At 42.6% G+C, this 14,178-nt stretch carries 16 protein-coding genes and 1 tRNA gene; 5 read left to right on the top strand and 12 right to left on the bottom strand.

Annotation, left to right across the window (positions count from 1 at the left end; genetic code table 11):
- Positions 1-2: 2 nt before the first annotated feature.
- The 4 genes from ACE1CC_RS08115 to ACE1CC_RS08100 all read right to left on the bottom strand — a co-directional run bounded on the left by ACE1CC_RS08115 (position 3) and on the right by ACE1CC_RS08100 (position 2,134).
- Positions 3-557 (bottom strand): hypothetical protein, encoded by a 555-nt coding sequence (locus ACE1CC_RS08115; protein WP_413269965.1) that lies wholly within the window; start codon positions 555-557, stop codon positions 3-5.
- 60 nt (positions 558-617) lie between these two features.
- Positions 618-1,187, bottom strand: coding sequence for a hypothetical protein (locus tag ACE1CC_RS08110; protein ID WP_413269964.1), 570 nt, complete (start codon positions 1,185-1,187; stop codon positions 618-620).
- A 76-nt stretch (positions 1,188-1,263) separates the two neighbouring features.
- On the bottom strand, positions 1,264-1,833 hold the full coding sequence (locus ACE1CC_RS08105) for a hypothetical protein (RefSeq protein ID WP_413269963.1): 570 nt from the start codon (positions 1,831-1,833) through the stop codon (positions 1,264-1,266).
- A gap of 94 nt (positions 1,834-1,927) precedes the next feature.
- Positions 1,928-2,134, bottom strand: coding sequence for a hypothetical protein (locus ACE1CC_RS08100; protein WP_413269962.1), 207 nt, complete (start codon positions 2,132-2,134; stop codon positions 1,928-1,930).
- Positions 2,135-2,251: 117 nt separating this feature from the next.
- On the opposite strand from ACE1CC_RS08100, the gene ACE1CC_RS08095 reads away from it, so the two are divergent.
- Genes ACE1CC_RS08095 through ACE1CC_RS08085 form a run of 3 tightly spaced genes read left to right on the top strand, consistent with a single transcriptional unit; the run spans position 2,252 to position 3,360 of the window.
- A complete protein-coding gene (locus ACE1CC_RS08095) occupies positions 2,252-2,623 on the top strand; it encodes a hypothetical protein (RefSeq protein ID WP_413269961.1) in 372 nt (123 codons plus the stop codon).
- Positions 2,624-2,628: 5 nt separating this feature from the next.
- Positions 2,629-2,964 carry a hypothetical protein gene (locus tag ACE1CC_RS08090; RefSeq protein WP_413269960.1) on the top strand — a complete coding sequence of 112 codons (336 nt, stop codon included), beginning with the start codon at positions 2,629-2,631 and terminating at the stop codon, positions 2,962-2,964.
- A 3-nt stretch (positions 2,965-2,967) separates the two neighbouring features.
- The gene (locus ACE1CC_RS08085; RefSeq protein ID WP_413259809.1) at positions 2,968-3,360 is read left to right on the top strand and encodes a hypothetical protein; all 393 of its coding nucleotides are present in this window, start codon (positions 2,968-2,970) and stop codon (positions 3,358-3,360) included.
- A gap of 1 nt (position 3,361) precedes the next feature.
- Here the strand turns inward: ACE1CC_RS08085 and ACE1CC_RS08080 are convergent, their stop codons facing one another.
- Entirely contained in the window at positions 3,362-3,703 is a 342-nt protein-coding gene (locus ACE1CC_RS08080; protein WP_413269959.1) for a MazG nucleotide pyrophosphohydrolase domain-containing protein, read from the bottom strand.
- A gap of 123 nt (positions 3,704-3,826) precedes the next feature.
- A complete protein-coding gene (locus ACE1CC_RS08075; protein WP_413259808.1) occupies positions 3,827-4,843 on the bottom strand; it encodes a phage major capsid protein in 1,017 nt (338 codons plus the stop codon).
- A gap of 351 nt (positions 4,844-5,194) precedes the next feature.
- Between ACE1CC_RS08075 and ACE1CC_RS08070 the strand changes: the two genes are divergently transcribed.
- Positions 5,195-5,683 (top strand): hypothetical protein, encoded by a 489-nt coding sequence (locus ACE1CC_RS08070; protein ID WP_413269958.1) that lies wholly within the window; start codon positions 5,195-5,197, stop codon positions 5,681-5,683.
- Between the two features lie 142 nt (positions 5,684-5,825).
- Here the strand turns inward: ACE1CC_RS08070 and ACE1CC_RS08065 are convergent, their stop codons facing one another.
- From ACE1CC_RS08065 to ACE1CC_RS08040, 6 genes are all read right to left on the bottom strand, one after another.
- Positions 5,826-6,443 carry a hypothetical protein gene (locus ACE1CC_RS08065; protein ID WP_413269957.1) on the bottom strand — a complete coding sequence of 206 codons (618 nt, stop codon included), beginning with the start codon at positions 6,441-6,443 and terminating at the stop codon, positions 5,826-5,828.
- 863 nt (positions 6,444-7,306) lie between these two features.
- Positions 7,307-7,380, bottom strand: a tRNA-Met gene (locus tag ACE1CC_RS08060).
- Between the two features lie 126 nt (positions 7,381-7,506).
- Positions 7,507-9,681, bottom strand: a complete 2,175-nt coding sequence (locus ACE1CC_RS08055) for a peptidoglycan DD-metalloendopeptidase family protein (RefSeq protein ID WP_413269956.1) — start codon at positions 9,679-9,681, stop codon at positions 7,507-7,509.
- 775 nt (positions 9,682-10,456) lie between these two features.
- Entirely contained in the window at positions 10,457-10,918 is a 462-nt protein-coding gene (locus ACE1CC_RS08050; RefSeq protein WP_413269955.1) for a tRNA (cytidine(34)-2'-O)-methyltransferase, read from the bottom strand.
- A gap of 308 nt (positions 10,919-11,226) precedes the next feature.
- A complete protein-coding gene (gene gshA / locus ACE1CC_RS08045) occupies positions 11,227-12,366 on the bottom strand; it encodes a glutamate--cysteine ligase (protein ID WP_413269954.1) in 1,140 nt (379 codons plus the stop codon).
- 88 nt (positions 12,367-12,454) lie between these two features.
- Positions 12,455-13,372: a histone deacetylase family protein gene (locus tag ACE1CC_RS08040; protein ID WP_413269953.1), complete on the bottom strand. Its 918-nt coding sequence runs from the start codon at positions 13,370-13,372 to the stop codon at positions 12,455-12,457.
- A 124-nt stretch (positions 13,373-13,496) separates the two neighbouring features.
- Between ACE1CC_RS08040 and ACE1CC_RS08035 the strand changes: the two genes are divergently transcribed.
- A complete protein-coding gene (locus ACE1CC_RS08035; RefSeq protein WP_413269952.1) occupies positions 13,497-14,150 on the top strand; it encodes an SET domain-containing protein in 654 nt (217 codons plus the stop codon).
- The last annotated feature ends 28 nt before the right edge of the window (positions 14,151-14,178 follow it).

The following is a 14,178-nucleotide window of genomic DNA, read 5'->3' as shown; positions in this document are numbered from 1 at the left end:
AACTACACAACAACAGGCTTTACTAGCTGTTTCATGGGCTGAACTTGCGACAAGTAGTAATATTGCCCGATCGTCTCTAGTTTCTCCAGTATTGAAATATCGAGGTTAGTTGCTGAATACTCGCTTAGGCTGTAGTAACCTTTATCAGTCCAAACCAGATCAACCCAGTTGATAGATAAGCCTATTTCATCGTAGAAAGCGATCGCCTCCTCAATATTGCCGATGGCAGTGTAAGAGGCTTTTTCGTAACCTTTATCGATCAAATAGTTCCAAAACTCCAGAATACGTACAGTTTCCCAACTATTCACCAAATAGTTAGCCTTATCTACGTTTTTCTGAGGAAATGACTTTTCTGCCATATCCAGAAAATGATCGTAGGCAACCTCGATCGCCTCAAAAACTTTTATCAGCTTGTCTCGATCTGAGGTGTCATAACCTAAACCGTCTGGTAATAGTCTTAACTCTTTCTTAAGCGCCGCCGCCGCTTCCTGTATGCTTTCCGGGTATCTGTCGAGTAATGCTTTACTGATGGCTGCTGTAGTGTTTCGGCTTAACATGGTTTTCCTTAACATTTTGCTGGTTATTATGGCTAGTTAACTAGTCTGACAGAAAGTTTACTAAGCTTTCTGACGCTGGCGAGTCTGTTTTAAGTAATAAAACTTGCCTTGAGACTCAAGCCGTTCTGAATGATGCCGATCGGGGTTGACTTCTTCTTCCCAGACATCCCAAGGTTTATATTGAGAGTCATTCTCATCCCAGTAGACATAAGACCAGTCGATCGACATCCCTAACTCAGTCCACCAGCCGATCACCTGTGCGATCGCAGCTTTCAATATTGCCTGTTGAAACGTATTTACATCTATACATCTCAAAAAGTTGTTATCTATCAGTAAATATCGCCAGTATTCGAGAATGCAATATACAGGCTCATAACGCTTGAGGTAGTTGGCTTTTTCTACGGTTGTCTCTGGTACTTCTTCTAAAGCATCCTTAGCGCCAGATACCATATCATAAGCAGTTTTCAAGGCAGTAAGGTCATCTGTGAGAACTTTCTTGGACTTGAGATCGGAAAACATCATCTCGGTTGGTAGTATCCGGCTGCATCTCTGTGATGCTTCGGCTAAGTCTCTGTACATCCCAGCGCCTAAAGCTTTATCAATAAGGTCTAGCTGTTTCTCGGTTAGCATCGGTTAATGTCTCGGTTTCTGAACCATACCCTAATACTATTACTAGTCAACCAGCTTTGTCAACTAGTTAAATAGGTTATTCTGGTTTAGTTTTGTAGAAGATGTAGTCTAAATGTTTGTGTTCTCTGTCCCCATCTAGATCCCATCTAAATAAAGCTACTCGCAACTTCTTAAAGTCGATCGGTATAATAACCTCTTCAGCCTCAGCAACCCAACTCAACTGGAATAACCAAGAAAGCTGTATTACCCAGTCTTCTGTCGAGTCCGTTGCCTCATTCACCGATACGGGCTGATCGACTCTTACCAGTCTCAGGTCAATAAGATCCGCAATATCACCCCATTCTGTAGCTATCCAGATAGATAAAGTGCTGTGTATGCCTTCTAACTGGTCAATAGCTAACTGTTGGTAAAGTCCGTTTGGATAACGAAATACCATGTAAAACTGCTGAGTACCAGAGCCAACTAAAACGCCCGTGTCATCTGTCGTATAGTTTACGTCAGTTAGTGGAGGTAAAAACGCCTGAGTCATTCCGGGCATATCCGGCGCTTCTAAATACCAGCCGTCAGCACTGGGAACCACAGCAGAAGCACTAGTTTTATTTTGCAGCCATCGTAAAAACCCTTTTCGCCAGTCCGATAACTTCATCTTTAAAATATTTCTTTTCGGTATATCCCTAAATGGTAAAAAGCCATGAGTTTTACCCCACAGCTAAACAAGTTATGTTATAAAAGCTAGTCAACTAGTTAATAACACAGGCTAAACACCAGTAAGTATGGTCATCTGCCCATTTAAAATACCCGTATTGGTGCATTCTGTCCAAGTCGAAACTGTCAAACCGGATCTGTCCTTCTTCAAATACTTGATAAGCGCCCATTTTATTGTTTACCAATACGTAGCGGTGTTTAATAGCAGTTTTGCTTTGTTGGTTAGCTGTAGCGGTGGTCATGGTTAAAACCTTTTTGGTTAATGTCTTGGTATACTTTTATTTTAGCTAGTTAACCTGTCTTGTCAACTAGTCAAAGTAAGTATAACAGCTTATTGTTAGGAACTATTTTTAAAGACTATGCAGGACAGCGCCGGAAAAACTATTTCATATCACCTTGGTTATCTAGACGATAACTTAGAGCCAACAGTCTCAGCCTCTAGACAGCCCTTGGTACTTAACATTATGGAAAATATTAATGCTGTAGAAAATGCTTTAAACTCAGCAGTCTTAGACTCTATGGCTTTACAAGTAGGAGATCTCAAAGTGGACTATGCTACCCACATCTCGCAACTGAAAAACCAGGGGACTATGCTACTTATTCAACTTTCTCAACTGACGGGTCTACCGATCGCCTTTGACAAGTTCCAACTGAGCGCGGGGAATACCGGGGGCAATGGTGGGAACGGGTCAGTATATGGTCAGTCTTTAGTTATCCAGTCTTATTGGTAAATAGTATGGACGTACAAATAACAGTAACTTTTTCAGGAAAACTATTTACTGCCAACGTCGATCAAGCGATCGCCCGTGCAGGTCAAAAAGTACAACGCCCTTTAGTTTCCCTGGTACAGTCCAAGACACCGAAGCGATCGGGGCATCTGGCTAGTCAATGGTTGTCTCAGTTGTCTGGTAATGCTTTGAGCGTAACCAACCTTACTAAATATGCTCCCTTCGTAGAATACGGAACTAAGCGGTTTAAGGGTAGGGAGATGTTAACTAAGTCCGTCCCTGAAATGGTCGATAGATACCAAAAGGCGATCGCAGATGAACTAAAAGCAGAGTTGGGAGGTTAAGCAGTGGACAATAACACGGTTGTAGGTAGGATGGCAAAGGTTAAAGCGCGGTTGATGAGTATACCCGATCGCTTGGGAGTGCCTAACTTCCATCATGTTGTAGTTCAGCTTGGTAATACACAGGTAGACCTTGGACGTTTACCAGTTCTCAGCATCGATCTAGATGACACCCGCCGCTACTTATCGGCTCAAGTCGAAACATCCCCAGACGACCTACAAATAACAAATATCCCCAGACTACACGATGAGAACTTGCTGCAACGCGGGGCATACATGGTAAACCCTACCCTTGACAGTAGCGATCGTTGGGTAGGTGTTAGGCATACTCTGATCTATCTGGACAAGTCTGGAACGCTGGACTATAAAGCTTTAGTCAGAAAGCAGGGGACTAAATAACTTATCGGTCTGATCCTGTACCTACTAAAGTCCCTTGAGTTACGCGGTTATTTATTTTCTCTAAGTTTTGCGCCGCAATATCAGCCAAGTTTAGATCAAAATGGTTCGCTAACAGGGTAACGGCTGCTAAAACGTCCCCTAACTCTTTTGATAGCTGTTGGTATACTTCAGGCATCTGGTTTTCTGTGTAGTCTCCTCTAAATAGCCTTTTCAGGATGCTTACAACTTCCCCTGTTTCCTCAGACAGTTCTAGACAACGGACAAAAAACTCTCTACCTGTGTCTTGTACGGGGTAAAACTTCTGAAGGTTTGTTAACTCTTCCTGGTACTGTTGAAAGTTCATTTTAGTTTCTTGATGTCTCTCTTTGGCTGTAATACCATTTTAACAGGTTAACCTGCCATGTAAACTACAAAAATAAAAAAGCCCTGGTTTTACCCAGAGCTTTCTTTGTTCAACCGCCAAATACTAGCTTAAGTTGCGGATGGCTTGTACTGCTTTTCTGTTCTTGACCTGCAACTGTGGGATAACGAATAACTCGAAACGGTGTACAGCACTATTATTTGATGGCAACTTGGACAGATGGACATTTAAGCCCATTGTTTTAGACGAGATGATCCGGCTATCATCATCGGGGTCATCTACCTTAGTGCTGACATCAAAGCTATAGAGGAAGATCTCATCTAAGTTAAGCGTGGCGAACTGACCAGCCGGACACATCGGGTCTTCTACGATCGGTAGACCATTGTAGTAACGAGCGCCGTGTCCCAAGTCTACAGCAGGCTGTTTCTTATCATCTACCATCTTGGTAACAGATGAACCACCAGCGATCGTGTCAAAGAGCTTAGTATAGTTTTTAGCTGCACTAGGAGAAGTAACTACTGAGTTGTAGTAGGTTTCTCGGTTGACGATCGCTTCTTCATAGTCCAGTAACAGATCGCGGGTTAAGGCTCTAGGAGTGGCGTTAGTTAGTGCTACAGCTTGCCATTCTGGATAAGCAGCCGGATCGACACCAGCATAAGCAAAAGTAGCATCCATCACCTTATTAAGACCTACTACATTACCAGTTGCAGGCGTACCATCGCCTACCCAGATAACGCGGTTGATCTCACGTAGGATATGAGTTAAGCCAGATCGGATATGAGCGCCAAACAAGTCCTTAAGATCGTCGGGGGCTAAGGTAGCAGCTTCTCTTAGTGCTACGCGGGAAACACTAAACTGATGCTTGATGCGATGGGAACCGATAAAAAGCTTGGCTGGTACAGTGACATCTGTTGCAGTATTAGCGCCGTCTTGGTCTGTACTTTCCCAAGCTACACCACCACCACCCGCTAAAGCATCCCAGTCTAAAGTAGTCTTGGTAGCTGTCTTGATAGAGCCATTTTCGTAAAGGTTGGCGAGTGTTCTAGCTCCAACTAACCGTAGATCAACTACCGTATCTTCTACAACCCTATTAAGAGCTTCTAAAGGAGTTAATGAACTCATTTGTAATAACTTTTTGTATTAGTTTTGTCATCACTAATACGTAAAGCCATTTTTGTAATGTCATCTCTTTGGCTATAATCTAAACTAGCATAGGTTAACCAGCCTTGTCAGCTAGTAAATAGATGTTTATTTTAACAACAAGCAATGAACTATTTATAAAATGCTTATGAACTTTAAGCGCGTAGCTTAAAGTTTTAATGAAGGTAGGTATTAAAAAGTACTTTGCGATCGAGACAGTAAATAAAACAAGTTAGGCGATACTACTTAAGATAGAAATAGTGTTATCACTAGTACACTAGTGCTAGTTTAGTAGTGTAAATAACAGTTTCCGCCAAACTAATGATAGTGAGTATGAGCCTTGAAAATGAGGTAAACCAGATAAAAAACAGCAATCCTGGTGTAAGAAATGCGATTTTAGCAGACTGGCTCAACCAGAGATGGGAATACTTAATGGCAGAGGATAAAGAAGAGTTAGCCGATAGTATTGGGTTACATATCCCCTGGTGGGAACTGCATTATACAGAACAGGGTTATCTGTATTTTTACGGTTACTCTGACCTAAACGATTGTCTTTTACCTGTTTTAGAACGTTTGGAACAAGTAGGTAAATACTACTACCTAAGACAACTTAAGTCTTTACTGCATAACGCCTTTACATCTATTGATGAGGTGGCAAATATGCACTTGGAACAGGTAAGAGCATGGCTAAAAACTTATTTCGAGGTAGGTGTTAGTATTCCGGGCGGTATTGACATCAGCCATATAAACCTTGACAGTGCCAAACGAGTTTTAATAAACGTCCTCAGTTACATTCACCTTTACCCAGTCGAAAAGCCTTAAGACAATAGCCAGTTATTTATAAGCATCTACTAAAGCATCTACCAAAACGTTTAAAACCAACTATTTAAGAACTGATAATGAAAAGCCCTTGGTAACTATTACCAAGGGTTATTTTCATAGTTATTTAGTTTTTCCTAGTTAACTAGTTAACAGCACATAACTCTGCTATTTCTTGCTGATAAAAGGCGATCGCATCTTGCTTACTCTTCAGTGTTTCTGGTTTGTAATATTTGCTATTCATCTGCATATCACGTCTGAGGTTTTTTAAAGATATCTTGGCTATTGCTGCTCTTTCCTCATCGGGTTTACTCTTGACCTCTTCCCAAAACTCAGGCTTTTGACCGCGATCGTACAGGTCTGTTAAATAGTTCAGACGTTCCAAAGTAACTCGCCTGTTTTCCTCATGCTGTTCTGCGGTGACAGTTTCCCCGTTAGCTTCCTTAATAGAGCGTTCCAAGTCTGCTTTAAAAGTTGCTGAGTAGAGGTTAATAGCTCTGTGATCTCCCAGTTTTACCCGATAGTCGAGATAGTCAGCAATGGTGTCTACTGTGTAAGCTGTTGCAGCTTTGTTAAACTTCCCTACCCTTACATCAAGAGTTTCTACACCATCCTGTTTAGCTAACCAGTCCGAAGCATTCTGTCTTGATGCCTTAATAACACTACAAAAAGTAGTTAATGTAGTCCAGGTTTGACCATCCTCAGTAAGAAAACCATCTAACTCAATACCAGCAAAGCTAAATGGCGCTTGTCTATATGTCATTTTAAAAACTTGTTTAACTCGTTACTCTTAAAATATAACACTAGTAAACCATACTTGTCAACCTGTACTATAAAAATAACGAGTTTACGTTGTTTGAGCTATTCCAGAATGAGCTAGTCAACAGACCTCTAAACCTTAATATTAGAGGCTTTGAGCTATTCCAGAACGAGGTAGTCAATGGTTTAAACCTCAGTGTTAACCTAACGAACTCAGCCGGAAACTAGCTGGTTTACGATCGCCTGAGCTAGTCAACGACCACTCTCTAAGAAGAAAATAGCTAGTCAAAGTCTACTTTGGAAAAAGAAAATAGCTAGTCAAAATGAGCTTAAACCCATGCAGTATAAGGTTTTGAGCTAGTCAACTCTAAGCTAGTCCAACTCATCCATAATAGCTGGTCAACTCTACCATATAACTAGTTAACTAGGTTTTAGCTTATAACTTATACCTGGATGACCTAGAGTTCATTAACTAGATCTTGACTAGCTCAAAGTATTGATAAAAGCCTATTTTGACTAGCTACCCATCCACACTAAAAAACAAACAAGGTAAAACCCTAGTTAACTAGTTAAGACCACCTGTGAGCTACTATATCGCCATTTCTAAAAAGAATATAACCATTCTCATCTGACAGCCTCAGCCTAAATAGTGATAGCCTGTCAAGACACTTTGGAACCCTTGTTAACATCTTTCCTTGACCGAACGTTCAGTACAAACAGGACAATAAAAACCGTCTTGGTAGTCTCATAGGAGGTCTAATATTCCGGGTAAATTTCCGGGTAAATCCGGGTAACTTCTCATGCTTTAATAGTCTTATTGGGAAGAGGGCATTTCTGGAAACCCCTAATATATCTAGCTTTTAAAAATGGCTCAGGTCGGATTTGAACCAACGACCCCAGGCTTATGAGTCCCGTGCTCTAACCAACTGAGCTACTGAGCCTTGCTTTTAATCACCTTTATTAATTTAACACACTTTTTCTAGAAATTGCCAACTTTTTTTAAATTCAGGTAGTTGGCGATCGAGAAACAGAGTGATTTACCAAACTACCTGATGCTTGCCTTCCTCTTAAGTCCGAGGAGGTAAGAAAGCCATTGGGTTAACGGCTCCCCGTCCTTCGGGATGGATTTCAAAGTGACTGTGAGGGCCAGTGCTACGTCCGGTACTACCCATAGCAGCAATATTTTGACCTTGCTCAACTACTTGCCCTTCTTGAACAAAAATGCGGCTGTTGTGAGCATAGCGAGTCAGACTACCATCGGGATGTCTAATCTGCACTAAATTGCCATAGCCACCGGAATTCCAACGAGCATAAACTACAACTCCTGGAGCCGACGCAAAAATTGGTGTGCCAGTGGGAGCCGCAATATCAATTCCTCTGTGCATTCTGCCCCAGCGCCAACCATAACCGGAGGTAAGTGTTCCTCTTGCGGGCCAGATATACCCATTCATCTGTTGGTTATAACCTGGATAGTTGTAATAGGGATTCTGGATCGGTGGTAAATCAGGATCTACAGTCTGACCGGGTAAGTTTTGGTTGTAAGGCTGATAGGGGTCTATGCCTGCTGGTGCTACCGCCACTTGCTGTCTTCTGGATTGAGTTGGCGCTGCTGGTGGGATTGGGTAAGAAGTGCGAGGTAAGTTAGCTGGCGCTTCTTCAGCACGTCTTTGGATTTCGGCTTGTAGAGCTTGGTTATATTGGTTAGGCCGGAAATCAGGATTTACTGGGTAGCTGTTTGTGCCACGTAATTGCTGGGCTGAATTATTGGTGTTTGTGGCTGGTGGTGTTGCTGTCCTGCCATTCCAAGCTGGATTATTTGCAGGCGGATTAGCACCTGGTTGCTGCCGTCCATGTTGCCGGAGTTGGAGAATTTCCGCCCGTAGTCGCTCTACATAGGGATTAGAATACTGTTTTGTTCTATTAGAGGCTTCTTGATTGGTAACATTTTCCGCTAGAACAAACTGATTATTTTGAGTTTGAGCCGATAAATTGTCTTGATTAGTCGCACCAGTTGGCTTGCTAGCAGCAAGGAATTTGTTTCCTGCTCCGGGTGCCGAAATGGTTTCTACTACTGGCTCATTTGCCGAAACATCCCAACCGGGGATATCATCTGTTCCTTGTTGGCTGAGTGGAAATGCGGCTGCTGTCACATCTGCTGGTGCATTTTCACCTGTTTGTTGAGGCAGTAAAGCTGAAACTACTGGCAAGTTTGGTGCCGAGTTATTTAATTGAGTTTCAGTTGCCAATTTGGGTGTAACTGGCTGAAATTCTGAGTAGTTCCTATCCCACTGTTGGTTGCTAATTGGTACGGCACTAAAAGTATTTTGAGGAACTTTCAGTTGCTGAGCAACTCGGATGCGATGGGGGTTATCCAGTTGGTTAGCTTTTGCTATGGTGGCTACGGAAACGTCATATTTCCTTGCGATCGCGGCAATAGTATCCCCTGGTTTAACTTGATAAACTACTGAAACAGTAGGTTCTTCTACCTGTAGCTGTTGCCCTAACTCCCGCTTGGTTTCGGGTTGCACTGCCACTGCTGGCTTGACTGTTGCTACCTGAGCTTGCCATTGGGGAGAAACTGGTTCTACCGCTGGCGATGATTCGAGAATAGGTTGTAATTGCCTGGAAACTACAGTTGGTACCGCAGGTTCGCTCACTCGTACCGATAAATTAACAGAAGACTCCTCAGACTTCCACTCCGCCAGACTATTTCGCAAGCGGTTCGATGACTCTTTCAGACGATTGAGTGCTACCGCTTGTTTGACTTTTAAAAGTTGATCGACGCTACTTGCTGTAGCTGTTTGGGTGTCAGGTGTTTCTGAAACCTCTGCTGGTTGCTCAATTGTTGCACTTTGGCTTTCGGTTCCATCACTGTGGTGATCCAGGGATGAGCTAGCATTAGCTGGTAATTCCTGGTTTGGCTCTGCCAGCGGTTTTGGCTCTGCTACTTCTACTGTTACCGATTTAACCTCTTGAGAACCCATTGTTTCGGTCGGAGCAGTCGTAAAAGTTGATACCGCCCAATTAGCTCCAGGTTCAGTGGCTACTGCACTGTCTCCCTGACCTGTTAGTAGGACGCTACTAGACGCTCCCATTGAAATAGCTAAGCCAATCATAGCCGCAGAGGTGCGGGTTCTTCGGTTTACCTCTGGTGGAATTGGCTTTAAAGATCCCACCATTGAGCAGTCATTTGCTGCACAGGCAGGGATGGGATTAATCTTCTGCGTCAATGCTCGTTTCAAAAAACGACCTCCTACTTTCACTAGCGTTTAACTGCCCTGATGGATGCTTTGTCAAACTTTACCAAAACTGTGATTGGTATCACATTTGCTTTTGACCCAGATCACTGACAGTAAAGATGCTTAAGCAACACTACCTTGGTTTTTGAATTTAGACAAGTTTACAAGAATTAATAAATTTGCACTAGCTGATTATAAACCCTGATTCGGTGAATAATTGATATTGCTTTAACAGGCTATTCAGCGAGCTTTCCTGAAAGAGAGTTACAGGAATTATCCAGGGCTAAATCGCTCTTCGGTAGATGCTTTTTGTTTACTTCATAGATTTATAGCACCCTTAGAACAAAACTCAGCACCTAAATTGCATCATTCGAGTTTGAGACTCTGTGCTGATTTGAGCAAGGCTAGGCTAAATCGCTGCCTAAAACTAGAACAGTTAAGCTTGAAATTTACTACAATTTCCGCCTCTGTGTACAGCACTTAGGTAAAAATGAATAATCTCTATGGGTAAATCTCTGACTAGCAATGGGTGAATCAATACAAATTTCTTATGCTAGCTCATGAATTTAATTTCATAGCTAAAAAATAATCTGTTATCCTGAACAATAAGCGGGATATAGTTTTAAACTCTTTGAATATTTCAGCTTGCTCGCTCGGACTAGGAGAGCGTCTGGGATATTTGGATGAATATATGCCTATCTAGATTTTTTTGACAAAAAGCTTCTTGAGGTATATAATATTATGCTCTGGTAAGGTCAGATGTGAGCAGTGGTTTTAGTTAGTCTAGATAACCAAGTTGTCGCCTAGCTTCAAATAAGCCAGCTGCTACGCTTACGGAGAGGTTTAAGCTACGGACACCGCGTTCAGACATGGGAATGTAAACTGTTTCTGTGCAGATTGCCAGGATGTCTGGTGGTAGTCCTGTGGTTTCGCTACCGAACAATAGCCAGTCATCGGGTTGGTATTGGATTTTGAGATAGCTGCATCTTCCTGAAGTCGTAAATCCGATTAATCGCCCACCAAGTTGTTGATGTCGGGCAAAAAATTCTGCCCAGGACTGGTGATTGTGAAGTTTTACGAAGGGCCAGTAATCTAAGCCTGCTCTTTTGAGGTAACGATCGCTAATTTCAAACCCCAAAGGCCCGACTAAATGCAGTTCTGTGGCTGTAGCAGCACAAGTTCGGGCAATATTGCCTGTATTGGGGGGAATTTGCGGGTGTACCAAAACCACTTTCACCATTATGAGTTTATGCTTGTGCGATCGCACTAATCTGTGAATATTACTTTTTCAAATTTTACTAACAAATTAGTCTCATTCAATAGTTTTTATTAATCAAACAAAAGCTTAATCGATTGATTAAATATTCTGATAGTTCCGGGGGGGATTTGGGGAGGTGGGGAGGTGGGGGGATGGGGGGATGGGGGAGAAAAGTTTTAAGTTATGAGTGTTGAGTTTTGAGTTGGGAACGAGTTGGAGAGTTTTAAGTTTTAAATACTCCCCTGCCCCCCTGCCCCCCTGCCCCCCTGCCCCCCTGCACCCCGACGCAACTAGGCGACTAAAACTTGGCAGAGTTTGTCTTCTAATTCTTGTTCTTGAGTTAAGGTGGTTTGGATGGCTTGGGTGATGACTTGGCGAGGATTGAAACCTTGGTTTATTTGGGATAACCATTTTTGGGCGGTGTTACCTTCCCGGAGGATTTTTTTCAGGGGGGAGAGGAAACAGCTAAAGCCTCGCTGTTTGGCGAAAGGCCAAACTTCTTGGTAAATTTGTTCAATCCAATCTCGCGCCAATATTGGTTGACCGTCTTGCCAATGTCGGATTTGGGCATCTAAACTGGATTTAGCGGCAGCATCTTCGTTGGCATCGGTGAGAGTTACTAAATCTTCGGGGGAAAGTTGGCTTTTTTCCAAAGGGTCTAGGGTAGGATCTTGGATTAATTGCCAAATTCTGGCTTCTAGTAGGGCGGTGATGGCTAAAAGGGCAATAGGATCTACTACTAAATCACAAATTCGCAATTCTAAACGATTTAAATCGTGGGGACGGTTGTTACCATTGGGACGGATGGATGACCAAAGGTGTCGGACGTTTTGCATTGTTCCTTTGGCTAACTGTTCTTCTGTCCAACGAATGTAGTGGGCGTGACTTTCAAAGAGGGGAACGTGGGCGGGTGTTTTGGGGAAAAGTCCCCAACGGGTAGAATGATATCCGGTTGGTTGACCTTCGAGGAATGGGGATGAGGCGCTGAGGGCGAGAATGAGTGGCGCTTCCATGCGGATGAGGCGAATTGCCCGCATGAGTAGTTCTGGTTGAGATATGCCAATATTGATGTGTATGCTGGCGGTGACGACTTTGGTGCCGTAGGTGTTTTCTATGTAAGTATGGTAGGGGTTTTTGGGGTCGGAACGCCAAAATCGATCGCTCCCGCCCAAGGATAAGGTACTGCCGGGAATTAAGGTATAATCGCCTAAACGTTGCAGGTAGGCTCTGAGTCGCTGTCTGGGACGGACTAAAGCGCAGAGTAAGCGATCGTAACACCATAAAGGCGCGGTAGTATATTCGACATTGCGGCTGTCCGGTTCTTTTACAAATCCGTCTAGGTCTGCCACAATGCGATCGGAAAGACCCACAATATCCCCTTGTGGTGTCCCGGTGTACATTTCAACTTCAAAACCTTTGGATAGCAGCACGGTTTATCCTTTACAGGTTACAATCACCTGCTCTAACTTAAGTTTAGCGACAAGGAAACGGAATTGCTCCTCTGTCATTAGTCTGGCATTAAAGATGATACTGATGGTAGATTTCGCTGGCGGCACGATGCAGTAGAGAATGACGATAAACTAAACTTTTGAGGTCGTCAGCATATCCGCCACCGATGACACAAGCGACGGGATAACCTTTGGCGACACAAGTACTTAAAACTTGCATTTCCCGACGATAAATTCCGGTGTCTGTGAGGGCTAATTTACCTAAGCGATCGGCTAAATGAATATCAACTCCTGCATCATATAATACTAAATCTGGCTTCACTTGGCTCAACAAGTCGGGTAAGTAACTAGCTAAAGTTTGTAAATATGCGTCATCTTCCATTCCCTCTGGTAATGGAACATCAAGGTCACTTTTTTGTTTAGTACCGGGAAAATTTACTTCACAGTGCATCGAAAAGGTGAATACACTTTCGTCTTCCTGAAAAATCAAGGCGGTACCGTCTCCTTGATGTACATCCAAGTCTACGATTAAAACTTTTTGAATCAGCCCGATATGTTGCAAAACACGGGCGGCTATGGCTAAATCGTTAAAAATACAAAAACCAGATCCATAATTGGGAAAGGCGTGATGTGTTCCTCCCGCAGTGTTGCAGGCTAAACCATGAGTTAATGCTAATTGGGCTGTCAATATGGTACCACCTACGGCAATGCAGGTGCGATTAGCTAAAGCTGGACTCCAAGGTAATCCTATTCTTCTTTGGGCTTTGCTGTCTAGCGTGCCTTTGCAGTAAGCTTGCACATATTCTGGTGTGTGAACTAATTCAATCCATTCTAAGGGAGGGTGTTTGGGTGCATGAAATTGTTGCGGTTTGGCAGTTCCATCAGTTAAAAGTAATTCGTAGAGTTGGCGAAATTTGGACATGGGAAAACGATGTCCTTCTGGAAGTGGCGCAATATAGTCAGGATGATATATCAGTGGCAAGTCCATTACGATTTTTTAAGTTTTTTCGCCATTGTATTTCTATTAAACTGTAATCTATTTAAAGTTGAAAATCTGTCATAACTTGAGCAGAATTTGCCATGAAATTATTAGATTGCTAGGTGCAAAAAGTATGATTCATCCAGATACAGAACTTCTCTATATAAATAAGTATGTAGGTTACGGAGTTTTTGCGACTAAGTTTATTCCTCAAGGTACGATTACTTGGGTGTTAGATCAGTTGGATCAAAAGTTTGATGAAACTTATGTAAATTCTCTAGATACTGTGCTGCGACAGAAGTTGCTTAAGTATTGTTACCGCGATCGCGATGGTAAGTACATATTATGTTGGGATATTGCTAAGTTTGTCAATCATAGTTTCAATTCTAATTGTATGAGTACGCCTTACAAGTTTGAAGTGGCGGTGCGGGATATTTACCCAGGAGAAGAGTTAACTGATGATTATGGTTATTTAAATTTAGATGAACCTTTTTACTGTTTGCCGGAAAAGGGTTGTTCGCGCACTAAAGTAATGCCTGATGATCTTTTGCAATTTTATCCACAATGGGAGCGAAAAATTGCCGCAGCGATGGAATATTTTAATGGAGTGGAACAACCTTTAAAGAGGTTAATCGATGCTCGGTATATTGATAAGGTAAATGCGATCGCTCAAGGAAAAGCTAAGATGGATTCAATTCTCAACTGTTACTATGACCGGGCGAACAAACGTGAGTATAGTCAGTTAGCTGTTAGTGCGATCGCTAACAATTTACCGCCCTTTTGCTAATATCAAATTTACTCATTCATTGGTGATA

Origin of the sequence: Floridaenema aerugineum BLCC-F46, from assembly GCF_041929345.1 — a bacterium.
Lineage (GTDB): Bacteria > Cyanobacteriota > Cyanobacteriia > Cyanobacteriales > Aerosakkonemataceae > Floridanema > Floridanema aerugineum.
The sequence above is the reverse complement of the archived record's forward strand: the minus strand, read 5'-3'. Positions and strand labels throughout refer to the sequence as shown.

Bases quoted from the DNA above. Each gene is read 5' to 3' on its own strand.
- ACE1CC_RS08115 (WP_413269965.1), bottom strand. From the start codon at position 557: ATGTTAAGCCGAAACACTACAGCAGCCATCAGTAAAGCATTACTCGAC.
- ACE1CC_RS08110 (WP_413269964.1), bottom strand. From the start codon at position 1,187: ATGCTAACCGAGAAACAGCTAGACCTTATTGATAAAGCTTTAGGCGCT.
- ACE1CC_RS08105 (WP_413269963.1), bottom strand. From the start codon at position 1,833: ATGAAGTTATCGGACTGGCGAAAAGGGTTTTTACGATGGCTGCAAAAT.
- ACE1CC_RS08100 (WP_413269962.1), bottom strand. From the start codon at position 2,134: ATGACCACCGCTACAGCTAACCAACAAAGCAAAACTGCTATTAAACAC.
- ACE1CC_RS08095 (WP_413269961.1), top strand. From the start codon at position 2,252: ATGCAGGACAGCGCCGGAAAAACTATTTCATATCACCTTGGTTATCTA.
- ACE1CC_RS08090 (WP_413269960.1), top strand. From the start codon at position 2,629: ATGGACGTACAAATAACAGTAACTTTTTCAGGAAAACTATTTACTGCC.
- ACE1CC_RS08080 (WP_413269959.1), bottom strand. From the start codon at position 3,703: ATGAACTTTCAACAGTACCAGGAAGAGTTAACAAACCTTCAGAAGTTT.
- ACE1CC_RS08075 (WP_413259808.1), bottom strand. From the start codon at position 4,843: ATGAGTTCATTAACTCCTTTAGAAGCTCTTAATAGGGTTGTAGAAGAT.
- ACE1CC_RS08070 (WP_413269958.1), top strand. From the start codon at position 5,195: ATGAGCCTTGAAAATGAGGTAAACCAGATAAAAAACAGCAATCCTGGT.
- ACE1CC_RS08065 (WP_413269957.1), bottom strand. From the start codon at position 6,443: ATGACATATAGACAAGCGCCATTTAGCTTTGCTGGTATTGAGTTAGAT.
- ACE1CC_RS08050 (WP_413269955.1), bottom strand. From the start codon at position 10,918: ATGGTGAAAGTGGTTTTGGTACACCCGCAAATTCCCCCCAATACAGGC.
- ACE1CC_RS08040 (WP_413269953.1), bottom strand. From the start codon at position 13,372: ATGGACTTGCCACTGATATATCATCCTGACTATATTGCGCCACTTCCA.
- ACE1CC_RS08035 (WP_413269952.1), top strand. From the start codon at position 13,497: ATGATTCATCCAGATACAGAACTTCTCTATATAAATAAGTATGTAGGT.